Annotated in this window: 15 protein-coding genes and 1 tRNA gene; 7 read left to right on the top strand and 9 right to left on the bottom strand. The window is 71.4% G+C overall.

The window, feature by feature from the left end; genetic code table 11:
* Positions 1-80 precede the first annotated feature (80 nt).
* Positions 81-1,904 carry a glutamine--fructose-6-phosphate transaminase (isomerizing) gene (gene glmS, locus GXW74_RS07175; protein WP_211845797.1) on the bottom strand — a complete coding sequence of 608 codons (1,824 nt, stop codon included), beginning with the start codon at positions 1,902-1,904 and terminating at the stop codon, positions 81-83.
* A 4-nt stretch (positions 1,905-1,908) separates the two neighbouring features.
* Entirely contained in the window at positions 1,909-3,216 is a 1,308-nt protein-coding gene (gene glmU / locus GXW74_RS07170; protein WP_211845796.1) for a bifunctional UDP-N-acetylglucosamine diphosphorylase/glucosamine-1-phosphate N-acetyltransferase GlmU, read from the bottom strand.
* 166 nt (positions 3,217-3,382) lie between these two features.
* On the opposite strand from glmU, the gene gph reads away from it, so the two are divergent.
* Positions 3,383-4,030: a phosphoglycolate phosphatase gene (gene gph, locus GXW74_RS07165; RefSeq protein ID WP_211845795.1), complete on the top strand. Its 648-nt coding sequence runs from the start codon at positions 3,383-3,385 to the stop codon at positions 4,028-4,030.
* Here the strand turns inward: gph and GXW74_RS07160 are convergent.
* The gene (locus tag GXW74_RS07160) at positions 4,019-4,795 is read right to left on the bottom strand and encodes a DUF3108 domain-containing protein (protein WP_211845794.1); all 777 of its coding nucleotides are present in this window, start codon (positions 4,793-4,795) and stop codon (positions 4,019-4,021) included. The two genes, gph and GXW74_RS07160, sit on opposite strands and share 12 nt — an antisense overlap.
* A 93-nt stretch (positions 4,796-4,888) precedes the next feature.
* On the opposite strand from GXW74_RS07160, the gene GXW74_RS07155 reads away from it, so the two are divergent.
* A tRNA-Val gene (locus GXW74_RS07155) sits at positions 4,889-4,963 on the top strand.
* 99 nt (positions 4,964-5,062) lie between these two features.
* On the opposite strand, the gene GXW74_RS07150 is transcribed toward GXW74_RS07155, so the two are convergent.
* The 5 genes from GXW74_RS07150 to GXW74_RS07130 form a co-directional block, all read right to left on the bottom strand.
* A complete protein-coding gene (locus tag GXW74_RS07150; RefSeq protein WP_211845793.1) occupies positions 5,063-5,707 on the bottom strand; it encodes an EF-hand domain-containing protein in 645 nt (214 codons plus the stop codon).
* Between the two features lie 116 nt (positions 5,708-5,823).
* Positions 5,824-7,212 (bottom strand): M20 family metallopeptidase, encoded by a 1,389-nt coding sequence (locus GXW74_RS07145; RefSeq protein WP_211845792.1) that lies wholly within the window; start codon positions 7,210-7,212, stop codon positions 5,824-5,826.
* Between the two features lie 13 nt (positions 7,213-7,225).
* Positions 7,226-8,194 (bottom strand): D-2-hydroxyacid dehydrogenase, encoded by a 969-nt coding sequence (locus GXW74_RS07140; protein ID WP_211845791.1) that lies wholly within the window; start codon positions 8,192-8,194, stop codon positions 7,226-7,228.
* Between the two features lie 171 nt (positions 8,195-8,365).
* A complete protein-coding gene (locus GXW74_RS07135; protein WP_211845790.1) occupies positions 8,366-8,698 on the bottom strand; it encodes a hypothetical protein in 333 nt (110 codons plus the stop codon).
* A 52-nt stretch (positions 8,699-8,750) separates the two neighbouring features.
* Positions 8,751-9,677 carry a LysR family transcriptional regulator gene (locus GXW74_RS07130; RefSeq protein WP_211845789.1) on the bottom strand — a complete coding sequence of 309 codons (927 nt, stop codon included), beginning with the start codon at positions 9,675-9,677 and terminating at the stop codon, positions 8,751-8,753.
* Positions 9,678-9,784: 107 nt separating this feature from the next.
* On the opposite strand from GXW74_RS07130, the gene GXW74_RS07125 reads away from it, so the two are divergent.
* Genes GXW74_RS07125 through GXW74_RS07105 form a run of 5 tightly spaced genes read left to right on the top strand, consistent with a single transcriptional unit; the run spans position 9,785 to position 14,103 of the window.
* Complete coding sequence (locus GXW74_RS07125) at positions 9,785-10,315, top strand: thiamine pyrophosphate-binding protein (RefSeq protein ID WP_211845788.1); 531 nt, start codon at positions 9,785-9,787, stop codon at positions 10,313-10,315.
* A gap of 8 nt (positions 10,316-10,323) precedes the next feature.
* Positions 10,324-10,902 (top strand): thiamine pyrophosphate-dependent enzyme, encoded by a 579-nt coding sequence (locus GXW74_RS07120; protein WP_211845787.1) that lies wholly within the window; start codon positions 10,324-10,326, stop codon positions 10,900-10,902.
* Positions 10,903-10,958: 56 nt separating this feature from the next.
* Positions 10,959-12,125, top strand: coding sequence for an acyl-CoA dehydrogenase family protein (locus tag GXW74_RS07115; RefSeq protein WP_338148169.1), 1,167 nt, complete (start codon positions 10,959-10,961; stop codon positions 12,123-12,125).
* A gap of 2 nt (positions 12,126-12,127) precedes the next feature.
* The gene (locus GXW74_RS07110) at positions 12,128-12,976 is read left to right on the top strand and encodes a haloacid dehalogenase-like hydrolase (RefSeq protein WP_211845786.1); all 849 of its coding nucleotides are present in this window, start codon (positions 12,128-12,130) and stop codon (positions 12,974-12,976) included.
* Positions 12,973-14,103 carry a CaiB/BaiF CoA transferase family protein gene (locus tag GXW74_RS07105; protein WP_211845785.1) on the top strand — a complete coding sequence of 377 codons (1,131 nt, stop codon included), beginning with the start codon at positions 12,973-12,975 and terminating at the stop codon, positions 14,101-14,103. The genes GXW74_RS07110 and GXW74_RS07105 overlap by 4 nt, the downstream gene beginning before the upstream one ends.
* 344 nt (positions 14,104-14,447) lie before the next feature.
* Here GXW74_RS07105 and GXW74_RS07100 read toward each other — a convergent pair whose 3' ends face one another.
* Entirely contained in the window at positions 14,448-15,293 is an 846-nt protein-coding gene (locus GXW74_RS07100; RefSeq protein ID WP_211845784.1) for a transglycosylase SLT domain-containing protein, read from the bottom strand.
* Positions 15,294-15,422 lie beyond the last annotated feature (129 nt).

The raw sequence follows: 15,422 nt of genomic DNA, 5'->3' as shown, positions 1-15,422 counted from the left end.
CCCATGCCGGGCTGCGGTGATGTCGTCGGCCGGGCGAGACCCGATGCGCGGCACGCGGCCGCAACGGGTCCCCGGCAGCCTCACTCCACGGTCACGCTCTTCGCCAGGTTCCTCGGCTGATCGACGTCCGTCCCCTTCAGCACCGCCACATGGTACGCGAGCAGCTGCACCGGGATGGCGTGCAGGATCGGCGCCGAGAAGTCGCCGACGCGCGGCAGCACGACGACGCGCTCGGCAAAGGCCTTCAGCCGCGCGGCGCCGAGGTCGTCGGTGAAGGCCATGATCCGCCCGCCGCGCGCCGCGGCTTCCTGCAGGTTGGACGCGGTCTTCTCGAACATCGGGCCGGAGGGGCAGAGCGAGATCACCGGCACGGCGGAATCGATCAGCGCGATCGGCCCGTGCTTCATCTCCCCGGCGGCATAGCCTTCGGCGTGGATGTAGGAGATCTCCTTCAGCTTCAGCGCGCCTTCCATCGCGATCGGGAACAGCGTGCCGCGGCCGAGGAAGAGCACATCCCGCGCCTTGGCCACTTCCGCCGCCATGGCGCGTATCTCGGCGTCGCGCTCCAGCACCATCGCCGCATGGCCCGGCACTTCCAGCAGCGTGGCCGTCAACCTCGCCTCGTCCTCGGCGGAGATCGTCCCGCGCGCACGGCCAAAGCCGATGGCGAGGCAGGCGAGCACCGCGAGCTGCGCCGTGAAGGCCTTGGTGGAGGCGACGCCGATCTCCGGCCCCGCCACCGTCAGCACGGCGCCGTCCGCCTCGCGCGCCATGCTGCTCTCGGGCACATTCACCACGGCGAGCACCTTCTGGCGGCGCTCCTTCAGCAGGCGCAGCGCCGCCATGGTGTCGGCCGTCTCGCCGGACTGGCTGACCAGCAGCGCGGCGCCACCCTCGGGCAGCGGCGGCTCGCGGTAGCGGAACTCGCTGGCGACATCCGCATCGACCGGGATGCGGGCGAGCTGCTCGATCCAGTAGCGCCCGACCAGCCCGGCCAGGAAGGCGCTGCCGCAGGCGCTGATGGTCAGCCGCGGCACCGCGGCGGGGTCGAAGGGCAGCGGCGGCAGGGTCACGCTGCGCGTCATCGGGTCGAGGTACTGCGTCAGCGTGTCGCCGAGCACCACCGGATGCTCGTGCAGCTCCTTCTCCATGAAGTGGCGGTAGTTGCCCTTGCCGGTCGCGGCGCCGGAGACGGCGGTCAGCCGGATCTCGCGCTGCACCGGGCGATCCTGAAGGTCGAAGAAACGCGCGCCGGCGTCATCCACCACCGCCCAGTCGCCTTCCTCGAGATAGGCGATGCGGCGCGTCAGCGGCGCCAGCGCGAGCGCGTCGGAGCCGACGAACATCTCGCCCTCCCCATATCCCACGGCGAGCGGCGCGCCCTGGCGGGCGCAGATCAGCGTGCGCGGATGGCCGGCGAAGACCATCGCCAGCGCGTAGGCGCCGTGCGCCCGCTTGAGCGCGGCGGCGGCGGCCTGCTCGGGCGCCATGCCCTCGGCGAGGTTCTGGTCGACCAGGCGGGCGAAGGTCTCGGTGTCGGTGTCGGTCTCGAAGGCCTGCCCCTTGGCCTCCAGCTCCGCGCGAAGCTCGGCGTGGTTCTCGATGATGCCGTTGTGCACGACGGAGACGCGGAGCGTGCCGTGCGGGTGGGCATTGCGCTCGGTCGGCGCGCCATGCGTCGCCCAGCGCGTGTGGCCGATGCCGGTGGTGCCGGGCAATGGGGTCGCCTCCAGCACCGCAGCGAGGTTGGAGAGCTTGCCCTCCGCCCGCCGCCGATCGATGTAGCCGTTGACGAGCGTCGCGATGCCGGCGCTGTCATAGCCGCGGTATTCGAGGCGCCGCAGCGCCTCGAGGATGCGCGGCGCGGCCGACTCGCGGCCGACGACGCCGACAATTCCGCACATCTGCCTATTTCCCCTTCTTGCCCTTGAAGCCGCGCCCGGCGAAGACCGCCTGGCGCCCGCGCGCGATCGCCAGCGCATCGTCCGGTACGTCGGCGGTGATCACGCTGCCGGCGCCGATCAGTGCGCGCGCGCCCACCTTCACCGGCGCCACCAGCGCGGTGTCGCTGCCGATGAAGGCGCCCTCGCCGATCTCGGTGCGGTGCTTGTTCACGCCGTCGTAGTTGCAGGTGATGGTGCCGGCGCCGATGTTCGTGCCGGCACCGATCGCCGCATCGCCAAGGTAGCTGAGGTGGTTCGCCTTGGCGCCCTCCCCCAGCGTCGTCGCCTTGAGCTCCACGAAATTCCCGACATGCGCGCGCGGCTCGATCACCGTGCCTGGCCGCAGGCGGGCGAAGGGGCCGATCTCGGCATTGCGCCGGACGGTGCATTGCGTGAGGTGGCAGAAGGAACGGATCACGGCGCCGTCCTCGACGGTCACGCCCGGGCCGAAGAAGACGTGCGGCTCGACCACCACATCGGCACCGAGGCGCGTGTCATAGGAGAGGAACACCGTCTCCGGCGCCTGCAGGGTGGTGCCGCCGGCCATCGCGGCCTCGCGCAGCGCCGCCTGCACCTCGGCCTCGGCGATGGCGAGCTCGGCGCGGCTGTTGATGCCGCGCAGCTCGGCCTCCGGCGCTTCCACGAAGGCGACGCGCCGGCCCTCCTCGCGCGCCAGCGCCACCACGTCGGTCAGGTAGTATTCGCCCTTCGCATTGTCGTTGCCCACCGCGGCGAGCCAGCGGAACAGGTCCGCCGAGGCGGCGCAGACGACCCCGGCATTGCACAGGCCGACGGCGCGGTCCGCTTCGTCGGCGTCGGCCCATTCCACCACACGTTCCACCCCCCCGTCGGTGCCGGTGACGACACGGCCGTAGCGGCCGGGATCGGCCGGTCGCATGGCGAGCAGCACCAGGTCGGCCCCGGCCCGCGCGGCCAGCAGCCGCCCGATGGTCGCTTCCGTGATCAGCGGATTGTCGCCATAGAGCACCGCAACGTCGCCCGGATGCCCGCCAAGCAGCGAGGATGCCTGCAAGGCCGCATGCCCGGTGCCGAGACGTTCCCGCTGCACCGCGACGTCGTGCGGCGCGGCGGCGGCTTCCAGCTCCGGCATGTCGGGCCCGACCACCACCACGATGCGCCCGAAGCGCGCCTCGGCAGCGGCGAGCAGGTGTCGGATCATGGGACGGCCGGCCAGCGGATGCATGACCTTGGGACGCGTGGATCGCATGCGGGTGCCGAGGCCGGCGGCGAGGATGATGGCAGCAGGGGTCATGCGCCTCCGGTAACGCGCCGCGCCGCGCCGCGTCCAGCATGCGCTGCCTCAACATGCTTTGCCGCATGTATCGGTCCCGCGGCGAGCCCGCCGGGCAGGCGCGTCGCGAGCGGGGCGGCCGGGACGGGGCTTGCCCGCCCGCCCCACCCGTCCTACCGGGCATGGCATGAGCAGGATCGCCGTCTTCGACCTCGATGGCACGCTGGTCGACAGCGCGCCCGACATCCATGCCTCCCTCGACCGGCTGATGGCCGCGCTGGGGCTGCCCGGCTTCACCCGCCAGGAGGTGATCGGGATGGTCGGCGACGGCGTCCGGGCACTGATTGACAAGGCCCTCACCGCGCGTGGCATGCCTTTCGACGAGGCGAGCCTCGCGACCTTCGTCTCCGACTACACCGAGAATGCCGCGCAGGAGACCCGGCCCTTCGAAGGCATTCCGGCCGCGCTGGAGTCGCTGGCGGCGGCCGGCTGGCGGCTCGCGGTCTGCACCAACAAGCCCGAGCTGGCAGCGCGGCACCTTCTCGAGGATCTTGGCCTGGCGCGCTGGTTCGCCGCGCTGGGCGGGGGCGACACCTTCCCCGTCCGCAAGCCCGACCCGGCGCATCTGCTCGCCACCCTGGCGAAGGCCGGCGCCGGGCCCGAGGCGGCCGTGATGATCGGGGACCATCGCAATGACGTGCAGGCCGCCGCCGGCGCCGGCGTGCCCTGCATCTTCGCGGGCTGGGGCTATGGCCCGGCGGAGATGGCCGCGGGCGCGCCGGTGGCGCGGCACCCGGCCGAGCTGCCGGCCTTGATCGCCGCGCTACGGGGCTGACGGCCCCACCCGCACCAGGTCCATCCGGAAGGAGCCGAGGAAGGTCGAGGGGAACTCGACCCGCAGCGGCATCGGTGGCCGGTCGGCGCCGAACTGGGCGATCCAGGCCTCTGCCTGACGCGGTTGCCCGGCGCTCGCCGGGTCATCGCCGCGGCGGAACCCCGCCACGAGGCGGCTTTCCAGCGCGCAGCGCAGCGCTTGGCCCGAAAAGCCGGGCACCGGCGGCGCGCCGGTGCCGAGGGTACGCGACGACCATTCGAGCCGCCGCCGCCCGTCGAAGACCGCGCCGGTGAGGTCGCACCGCCCGGTGGCCGCGGCATCGCGCGACAGCCGCAGCAGGGCCGAGAGCGTATCCATCGTGCCGTCGGCCTCCTCCGGCCGGACGGGAATGCGGTCGGGGCCCTCGGGCGGCTCGAGCACGGCGAGCCGGGGCGTCCGCCCGAGGTATTCGAGCACCGTGCGCCGCGGCGTCCCGCGCCATTCACCCTCCGCACGATAGCGGACCGGCACCACCTCCCGCCCGGCGAGACCGCCCTCCGCTTCGGAGATCTGTTCGCGCGGGAGGAAGAGGCGGCCGATTCCGCGCGACCGCGCGACGGTCGAGAGGCGGTAGCGGCTGCCCGAGACGTCGATCACGATGCGGAGGTCCATCACCGCCAGGCCGGCCTGGCTGAGGGCATAGTCCGCCTCCAACGGCTCGGCGCGGGCGGCCTCGGCGGCCAGGGCGGCGAAGATGGCGAGGACCGCGAGGGAAGGTCGGCGCATCATGGCTCCCCGGATATGGACCGCGAGGGAAATGGAGCAAGAGCCCCGCTTGACACCCCTGCCCGCCGCCCACTATGTCCGCGCTCCCCGGTGGGGCGCGTAGCTCAGCGGGAGAGCATTCGCTTCACACGCGAAGGGTCACAGGTTCAATCCCTGTCGCGCCCACCACCGGGGCTCTCCCATTCTTCTTTCGGTCACGATTGCGCGCGCGGGCATGCGCGCATGCGACAACGCCGCCGCCCGAAGGCGACGGCGTTTCCGATCGCGTCAGCGCGAGGGCTGCGCGGGCGCGGCAGGCGCACCAGGCTGGCCCGGGGCGCCCGGCTGCGCGGGCGGCCCCGGGGGCGGACCGCGACGGCCTTCCGGCCCGCGATGGCGCACCTCGTCGCGGCTCAGGGCGCCGTCGGCGTCGCGGTCGGCCGCGCGGAAGGCGGCCTCGGCCATGGGGCGGAGCTCGTCGAAGGTGATGCGCCCGTCGCTGTTGGCGTCGATGAAGCGGAACATGGCGGCACCGCGCTCCTGCATCCGTTCCCGCATGCCTTCGGGCGGGCCGCGCCGGCCAGCGGGGCGCTGCGCCTCGAGATAGGCGGTCATCTCCTCGATCGTGACGCCGCCGTCGCGGTTGGCGTCGACCTCCGCGAAGCGGAGCTGCAGCCAAGCGACGCCTTCCTCCCGCGTCACGCGGCCATCGTTGTTGGCATCGGCGCGGGCGAAAGCCTCACCAGCCGCGAATCCGCCGTTGCCGCGCCGGCCGTGGTGGTGGCCCCAGCCGCCATCGCCACGCATCATGCCGGGGCCGCCACCGGGGCCCATCGGGCCGGGGCCGCCGCCGGGGCCCGGCTGGGCCATCGCGAGGCCCATGCCCCCCGCCGCCATCGCCACGGCCAGCAGCGCGATCGTCGTCTTGCGCATCCTCTCGTCCTTTCGTCAGGCGGCCCTTCGCCGCTGAGGGCAAACATGCGCGCCTTCTGTAACAGGCGCGTTGCCCCCGGACGGCGAAGGGGTGAGGAAGCGTAACCCGATTGTGGTCAGGGCGTGCCCGACTCGCCCAGATCCCACCACATCCCGGCGAAGGCCAGGATGCCTTCGCGGGCCGGCGCGATCAGGAAATGCTCGTCCGGGCCGTGCTGCTTGCAGCCATTGTAGGAGTGCGGAACCCAGACCAGCGGCACATGCAGGTGGTCGACGAAGACATCCCCCGGCAGGCCACCGGAGGAATTCGGGATGATCTGCACCTTCTTCGCGAGAGACTTCGCCATGCTCGCCTGCGCCCAGCGCACCCAGGGGTGGTCCGGATCGGTGCGGGAGGCCGCCATGCGGATGAAGGCGCCCTCCACCGCGACGTCCTGGAAGCCGTTGGCATCGAGGTGGTCGCGGATGGCCTTGGCGAAGGTCGCCGGATCGCTGTCCACCGTGTAGCGGATCTGGCAATGCGCCCGGGCGTCGGGGGCCACCGCGTTGACCGGGTTCTCCGGCCGGCCGGAGATCATCGCCAGCACGATGAGGCTGTTCCAGCCGTAGATCTTCTCCGCACTGGACAGGCCGGGCTCGCCCCAGCCTTCGTCGATGGTGGCCGCGCCGTCGCCGCCGCCGACCGGGCAGCCGTCCAGCACCGCGCGCACGGAATTGGGCAGGCTCGGCGGCAGGATGCCGCGCACCAGGACCTTGCCGTTGCGGTCCATCATACTGGCCAGGGCATGTGCGAGCAGGATCGCCGGATCGCGCGTCAGCCCGCCCCAATGGCCGGAATGCACCCCGCCGGGGCGCAGTTTCAGCACCAGATCGAAGTGGAAGGTGCCGCGCGTGCCGGTGGCGATGGTCGGCACGCCGGGTTCGACGCGCGGACCGTCCGAGGCGATCAGCACATCGGCCGCGAGTTCCTCCGCATGCGCGGCGACGAATTCGCGCAGGCCCTTGGAGCCGCGCTCCTCGGCCATCTCCAGCACGATCTTCACGTTGAAGCCAAGCTTGCCGCCGCGCTCGTCCAGCACGGCCTCCAGCGCGGCGATGTTCAGCGCGTGCTGGCCCTTGTTGTCGGCGGTGCCGCGGCCGTACCAGCGGTCGCCTTCCTCGATCAGCTTCCAGGGCTCGAGGCCGGCGCGCCACTGATCCTCCAGCCCGCGCACCGTGTCGCCGTGGCCGTAGAGAAGTACCGTCGGCCGCGCCGGGTCCTCGATGCGCGCCGCCGTCAGGATCGGGCCGAAGCCCTCCAGGGGATTCGGGTGGATGGCGACGGTGAAGCCGAGGCGCTCCAGCCAGGGCCGGATGGCGCCGTTCAGGTAGTCCTGCAGGTCCTCCTCACGCCCTTCCTCCTGCGCGGTGGAGGGGATGGCGACGAGGTCGGACAGCAGCGCCTTGAAGCCGCCATCGTCGAAGAAGGAAGCGGCGCGGGCGAGTGCGCCTTCACGGGTGGCCATGGTCCGGGCGTCCTCAGACGATCTGGTTCACGAGAGCCGTCTCGCCGCGTTGCAGGCGGGCGATGTTCTCGAGCATGAAGTCGAGGACGTTGTCCTCGTACATGTGCGTCTCGCCGCCGGTGTGCGGGGTGATCAGCACGTGCGGCATGTCCCACAGCGGGCTCGACGCCGGCAGCGGTTCCTCCGCCGTCACGTCCAGCGCCGCACCCTTGAACTTGTGCGCGGCCAGGGCGGCGATGAGCGCCGGCTCGTCCACCACGCGGCCGCGCGCCACGTTGATGAGCTGCGCCGTCGGCTTCAGCGCGGCGATTGCCTCGGCGTCGATCAGGTTGCGCGTCTCGTCGGTCAGCGGGCAGGCGAGGATGAGGAAATCCGCCCGCGGCAGCAGCGGCTTGAGGTCGCGGAAGGAATGCACCTCGTCGGCACCCTCGGCGCCGCCGGCGACGTCGCGCCGCACGCCGACCACCTTCATGCCGAGTGCCTTGCACAGCCGCGCGATGCGCCCGCCGATGCGCCCGAGCCCGACCACGACGGCGGTCTTGCCGCCGGCCTCGTCCTCGCGCTTGGCGAAATCGCCCATCATGCCGCGCCAGACATGCTTCGCCTGGTTGTCGCGCGCCTCGGGGATACGGCGGAGCAGCGCGAGCATCAGCGCGATGGCGTGCTCGGACACCGCATTGGCGTTGATGCCCTGCCCGCTCGCGAGCCGGATGCCGGCCTTCGTCAGCACCTCACGGTCATACTGGTCGGTGCCGGCGGAGGCGGACTGCACGAAGCGCAGCTTCGGGGCGATCTGCGGCAGGTCGTTGCGCCACATGCCGGAGCAGACGAGCACATCGGCCTCGGCGACGCGGGCGTCGAGTTCCTCGCGCGAACGCACCTCGATGAATTTGAGCCCCGTGTTCCGCAGCGCGAAGCGGTCTCCGAAACGATAGGCGACATGGGCGAAGCAGATGGTCAGCTTTTCGCGCGGCGGCAGCATCGGCGGCAATCTCCCGGATTCAGGTCGGACGCGACCCTGGCTGCGCCGTCGCCCCTGCGCAAGGGCCCCCGCCCATGAGTCGGAGGTCCAGGGGACCCGGTCCCGTGGCGGGGGTCTCGGGGGCGGCGCCCCCGAGCGGAGCGCGAGGCGGCGCCTCGCATCCGCTTTCGTCTACCGGGTACGGACGGTCCCGCCCGGCCCCGCCGCAGCGCTTCCTCCGCCGCCCCCGCCGCCGGCGAGAAGCGCGGCGAGACCTGCCGCCCCGGCCAGCGCGACCGCCGCCGCGGCCGAGGGTCCGACGAGGTTGTCCTGCGGCGGCGGCGCGACGCTGCGCGCCTGCCGCCGGGTCGGCGCCCCCAGCGTGGCGCGCGGTGCCGGCTGCCCGCGCGGCGCGATGACGACGGCGGAACCCGCCGGCACGACCACCGTGCGCGTCTGCGCCACCGCCGTCTCGGTGGCGGAGGCGAGGAGCAGCATGGCGAGCATTGCGGGAAATCTACCCATAGTAGAAATAATCCTATGTATCTCCCGCAAGACATGCAAGGCCCTCGGGCAATCAGACCCGGGGACTCACGTCCCAGTCGCCCTCCGCGGCGCGTGTCGCGACCTCCTGGGCCAGCAGGGCGAGCACCGCCTCGGTGGCGCGCCCGGGCGTGCGGTCAGGCGGCAGGGCGAGCACGACATGGCGCCGCACCGCCGGGCGCACCAGCGGCGCGATCTCCATCCGCCCCTCCTGTTCCTCCCGCCGGATCGCCGAGCGCGGGAGGATTGCGAAGCCGAGGCCGCACATCACGAGATCCTTGAGCACCAGGAAGGAATCGGCCTCGTGGCGCAGGTTCAGGGTGACGCGCGCACGGGCGGCCGCGGCCTCCACGATGGCGCGCAGGCCATGCGGGCGGCTCGGCAGCACCAGCGGCCGGCGCGCGGCGGCGGCCAAGGCGACAGGCTCCTCCGGCGACAGGCCGCTGCCCGGTGGGCCGGCCAGCACCAGGCCCTCGACGAAGAGGTCCCGCACCGGCAGGTGGAAATCCGTCGCCCGGCCATAGAGCAGCGTCGCATCCGTCGCGCCGCGCTGGACCCATTCGATCAGGTGGCCGGTATAGCCCTCGACGACACGGAGGGAGACGTCCGGATGCCGTTCCGCGACGCGGCGGGACAGCGGGCCGGCGAGCACGGCGGCGACCGTCGGCATCATGCCGAGCGCCACCTGCCCCGCCACGGCCCCGGAGAGCGTGCGGAGCTCCGCGATCGCGCCTTCGAGCTGGCGCATCGGCCCGGCGACGCGGGCGAGCAGTTCATGCCCCGCCTCCGTCAATTCCATCCCGCGCCCGTGGCGCGTGAAGAGCGGCAGGCCGGCCTCGGCCTCCAGCAGCCGGATCTGGCGCGACAGCGCCGGCTGGGCGATGCGCAAGCGGTCCGCGGCGCGGCTGAGGGAGCCGGCCTGGGCGATCTCGCGGAAGGTGCGGAGCTGCCGGAGGTCCATGGCGTGACCTATAGCAGATTGCGATGGTGACTATCGTCGCTTGCGAATTCCGTGAAGGGCGGCAACGCCCCATAAGCCCCGGGCCGGATGGACGGAGGAAGGCGACGATGGATGGCGACAGGGTGACGGAAGCGACGGCCTGGCCCGACGCGATCTTCGCCGAGCTGCGGCGCTGGCAGGTGCGCCAGGTCGCCTATGTGCCCGATGGCGGGCACGCCCGGCTGATCCGCGCGGTGCATGCCGAACCCGCCATGCGCGCCATCCCGCTGACGACGGAGGAGGAAGGCATCGCCGTCCTCGCCGGCGCTGCGCTGGGCGGGCAGCGCGGCGTGCTGCTCATGCAGTCCTCCGGCGTCGGCAACTGCGTGAACATGCTCTCGCTGGTGAAGACTTGCCGCTTCCCGCTGCTGGCGCTGGTGACGATGCGGGGCGAATGGGGCGAGTTCAACCCGTGGCAGGTGCCCATGGGCTCCACCACCGAGGCCGCCTTCCGGCTGATGGATGTCGAGGTCCGTCGCGCCGACCAGGCCGGTGACGTCGGCGAGACGGTCTCCGCCGCCGCACGCATGGCGTTCGAGGGCGGCAGCGCCGTCGCCGTGCTGCTCGGCCAGCGCCTGGTCGGCGCCAAGGTGTTCTGAGGGAGGGAATGAGGATGCTCGATCGGCGTGACGTGGTGGCGCGTCTGCTCAGGGACCGCGGCGAGATGCTGGTGGTCACCGGGCTCGGTGCCGCAACCTATGACGTGGCGGCCGCCGGCGACGACCCGCGGAACTTCTACCTCTGGGGGGCGATGGGCGGGGCGGCGCTGGTCGGGCTCGGCCTCGCGCTGGCGCAGCCGGACAGGCCGGTGGTGGTGGTGACCGGCGACGGGGAGCAGCTCATGGGCCTCGGCGCCTTCGCGACCATCGCCCTGCAGGCGCCGGCCAACCTGACGGTGGTCGTCCTGGACAACGGGCTCTACGGCGAGACGGGCGGGCAGAAGAGCCACACCAGCGGCGGGACGGACCTCGCCGCCGTGGCGCGTGGCTGCGGCATCGCGCAGGCGGACAGGATCAAGGACGAGGCTGGCGTCGAGGCGCTGGCGGCGACGATCGCGACCCGCAGCGCGGGACCGCGCGTGGCGGTGGTCGAGGTCGATCCCGCCGAGGCGCCGCGCGTGCTGCCTTCGCGCGACGGTGCCTATACTCGCGGCCGTTTCCAGGCCGCCCTGGGCCTCGCTGCCTGACCGCCTTGCCAGCCACGCGACCCGGGCCTAATCCCGGGTCGAACGGGAGTAACGCCATGGACATGCAGATGCCGACCGACACCCACGCCGAGATCCGCGAGGAGGTGCGCAAGCTCTGCACGCGCTTCCCCGGCGAATACTGGCGCGAGCTCGATGCCCGCCGCGGCTACCCCACCGAATTCGTCCAGGCGCTGACCGAAGCCGGGTGGCTTGCCGCGCTGATCCCCGAGGAATACGGCGGGTCGGGCCTGCCGCTGTCCGCCGCCGCGGCGATCCTCGAGGAGATTCATGCCAGCGGCTGCAATGCCGCCGCCTGCCATGCCCAGATGTACACCATGGGCACCGTGCTGAAGCACGGCAGCGCGGAGCAGAAGCGGAAGTACCTGCCGAAGATCGCGACCGGAGAACTCCGCCTGCAGGCCTTCGGCGTGACCGAACCGACCTCCGGCACCGACACCACCGCGCTGCGCACCTTCGCCAGGCGCGAGGGCGACAAGTTCATCGTCAACGGCCAGAAGATCTGGACGTCCCGCGCCGAGCATTCCGACCTGATGCTGCTGCTCGCGCGCACGACGCCGCGCGACCAGGTGAAGCGCAAGACGGACGGGCTCTCGACCTTCCTCGTGGACATGAAGGCGGCGCTCGGCAAGGGCCTGACCATCCGCCCGATCCGTACGATGATGAACCACAATTCCTGCGAGGTCTTCTTCGACAACATGGAAGTGCCGGCCGAGAACCTGGTCGGCGAGGAAGGCCGCGGCTTCCGCTACATCCTCGACGGGATGAACGCCGAGCGCATGCTGATCTCCGCCGAGTGCATCGGCGACGCCAAGTGGTTCATCGAGAAGGCGGTGGAATACTCCAAGCAGCGCGTGCTGTTCGGCCACCCGATCGGCAGGAACCAGGGCGTGCAGTTCCCGATCGCCAAGGCCTATGCCGCCATGCGCGCGGCCGAGGCGCTGCTGCGCCAGGGCCTCGCGAAGTTCGAGGCCGGGCTGCCCTGCGGCGAGGAGGCCAACATGGGCAAGATGATCTGCGCCGAGGCGTCCTGGATGGCCGCCGAGGCCTGCATCCAGACCCATGGCGGCTTCGGCTTCGCCGAGGAGTACGACGTCGAGCGCAAGTACCGCGAGGCGCGCCTGTACCAGGTGGCGCCGATCAGCACGAACCTGGTGCTCTCCTACATCGGCGAACACGTGCTGGGGATGCCGCGGAGCTACTGACCGTGGCACGCAACCCGGTGCCGGTGGCGATCGCCTACGACTTCGACGGCACGCTGGCCCCGGGCAACATGCAGGAACACGTCTTCCTGCCGAAGCTCGGCCTCGACGCGCGTGCCTTCTGGGCGCGCGCGAACGCTCTGGCCGAGGAACAGCAGGGCGACCCGATCCTGACCTACATGCACCGCATGCTGGTCGAGGCCGCCGCCCACGACATCCCGATGCGGCGGGAGGACTGGGCGGCGCATGGCGCGGGCATCACGCTCTTTCCCGGCGTCGAGACCTGGTTCGACCGCATCGGCGCGGCGGGCGCGGCTCGCGGCCTGGCGGTGGAGCACTACGTCATCTCCTCCGGCCTGCGCGAACTGATCGAAGGCACCTCGATCCGCGGGCACTTCCGCGCCGTCTTCGCCTCGGGCTTCCTCTACAATGCCTCGGGCGCCGCCATCGCGCCGGCGATCGCGGTGAACTACACGACCAAGACCCAGTACCTGTTCCGCATCAACAAGGATGCGCTGGACCTCGCCGACAACACGGCGGTCAACGCCTACCGCCCGCCGGAATCGCGCCGGGTCCCCTTCGCCAACATCATCTTCGTCGGCGACGGCGACACCGACATCCCCTGCTTCCGCATGGTGAAGGAGCAGGGCGGCCATTCCATCGCCGTCCATCCCGACGGCGACGCGACGCGCGCGGCGCGCACCCGCCGCCTGATCGCCGAAGGGCGTGTCCATTGCGCCGTTCCGGCCGACTACCGCGCCGGCGCCGAACTGGAACGCCGCGTCCTCGCCATCCTCGACCTCCTGGCCGCGCGCGAGGCGGTCACAGCATCCATGCCGGAGACCCAAGCATGAGCGGATCCCGCCCCCTGGAAGGGCTTCTCGTCGTCGCCATGGACCAGGCGGTGGCCGCGCCCTACTGCGCCTCCCGCCTCGCCGATGCGGGTGCGCGGGTGATCAAGATCGAGCGCCCGGAAGGCGACTTCGCGCGCGGCTACGACGCGGTGGCGAACGGGCTCTCCTCCTATTTCGTCTGGCTGAACCGGGGCAAGGAAAGCATCTGCCTCGACATCAAGAAGCCGGACGACAAGGCGCTGCTCGAGCGCCTGATCGCCAAGGCGGATGTCTTCATCCAGAATCTCGCCCCGGGCGCAATGGCGCGCGCCGGCTTCGGCAGCGCTGCCCTGCGGGAGAAGCACCCGCGGCTGATCACCGTGGACATCTCCGGCTACGGCGACGAGGGCGACTACGCCACCATGAAGGCCTACGACCTGCTGGTGCAGGCGGAATCCGGCCTCGCCTACATCACCGGCCGCGCGGAAGGGCCGGGGCGCGTCGGCGTGTCCGCCTGCGACATCGCCTGCGGGATGCATGCCTATTCGGCGGTGCTGGAGGCATTGCTCTCCCGCGCCATCACCGGCCAGGGCAAGGGCATCGCGGTTTCCCTGTTCGATGGCATGGCCGACTGGATGACGGTCCCGCTGCTGCAATACGAGGGCACGGGCAAGAACCCGCCGCGCATCGGCCTGGCGCATCCCTCGATCTGCCCCTATGGCGCCTTCCAGACGAAGGACGGGCACGACGTGCTCATCGCCATCCAGAACGAACGCGAATGGGCGAGTTTCTGCGCGCATTTCCTCGACGAGCCCGACCTGCCGCAGAAGCCCGGCTTCACCGTGAACAACGACCGCGTGGCGAACCGCCCGATGGTGGATGCGCATATCGCGAAGATGTTCGCCACCCTGACGCGGGAGGAATGCGCGGCGAAGCTGCGCCGCGCCAACACCGCCTACGGCTTCGTCAACGATTGCGGCGGGCTGCAGAAGCATCCGGCGCTTCGCCGCGCGCCGGTGCAGACCGAAAAGGGACCGGTTCCCGTCGCGCTGCCGCCGGCGCGACTTTCGGACGGGCCGCGGCCCTTCGGTGCGGTGCCGTCGCTCGGCCAGCACAGTGCCGCGATCCGCGCCGAGTTCGCAGCCTGACCCACGGCGTGGGCGCAGCCGGACGGAAACCTCCCGCCCGCGGACCCATGCCAGTGGCCCGTTTGCCTGACCTGAGGAACCGAGAGGGGCTTTGCCCCTCTCGGGCTCTCCCCACCAAAGGCCGAAAGGCCTTTGGAAACCGATGCCTGGCGCCGTGCGCCACTGTCAGGATCAATGCCGAAACCCGCCCTTGCGCACGAAACGCGCCCATAGCGATCGGACTGTCTGAACCGCTCGGCACCAGATGATGGTTTCCAAAGGCCTCGGGCCTTTGGCGGGGTGGCTTGGAGGGGCAGAGCCCCTCCAATTCCGCCCTCACCGGTCATTCCAAAGGGCCGTTCGTATCAGCCCGGGCCGCGGAACAGGAAGAAGGCCGGCGAGCCACGCGCCGGCACCGGCGTGGTGGTGGCGCGCGCCGGCGCGGCGGCAGCCATCGGGCGCCCCACCATCATGATCGGCGCAGCTCGGTAGGCATCGAGTCCGCGCCCCGGCGCCGCCCGAACGGAAGCGGCGAGCGGGATCACCCGAGCCCGATCCGCGCCGTTGGCAAGGCCGGGCGCCCCGGTCATGCGGGCGGTTGCCAGCGCCGCCAGGGCCGCGGCCGGATCCATGCCGGGCCGCCCCTGCTCGTCCGCCCAGGCCGCCAGGACGCGGCTGCGGTAGCCTTCCGCCCGCTCCGGCGTGTTGGAATGGTAGTTTCCCGCCGAACGTGCCCAGTCCTGCCGCACGTCCTGGAGTTCATTGAGGAACCGCGCCGCATAGCGGGCATTGGCGAGGGGGTCGAAGCCCTCCTCCAGCGTCGGGAAGGCCGTCGGATGGTGGTGCAGGTTCACCTGCATGCAGCCGATGTCGATCAGGCGGACGCCGCGGGCCTGCAATTGCCGCACCTCGGCAATCGCTGCCTCCCGCGTCGGGAAGTAGATGCCGCGGCCCTCGGCGTTGATGGTCCAGGGCCACGGCGCGACCCGGCCGGTCGCCGGATCCCGGCGGCCGGATTCGACGCGGCCGATCGCCTGGAGCAACCCGGCAGGAATGCCGCGCTCGCGTTCGGCGACTGCGATGGCCGCACGACAAAGCTGGCTCGGATCCGCAGGTGCGGCTGGGCTCGCGCCGGCGATCCGCGAGGCGGCCGCGAAGGCGATGAGAAGAATTGGAAGGCCCGGCAGGTGGCGCAGGAATCGGCGATGCATAGCGATGTGCACGGCAAACCCCATGCCACGCAATAAACATTCATCAGCATGCTGCGTCGCGTCATTTTTGCTGCACCGCAAAAATCCTCTTGCACATGCGCTGGTCGACGCCTAAATTCCGTCTCGCAG

The sequence above is a fragment of the Neoroseomonas eburnea genome (assembly GCF_018129005.1).
GTDB classification, from domain to species: domain Bacteria; phylum Pseudomonadota; class Alphaproteobacteria; order Acetobacterales; family Acetobacteraceae; genus Neoroseomonas; species Neoroseomonas eburnea.
Note: the sequence above shows the minus strand (reverse complement) of the source record. Positions and strands in the feature narration are given on the sequence as shown.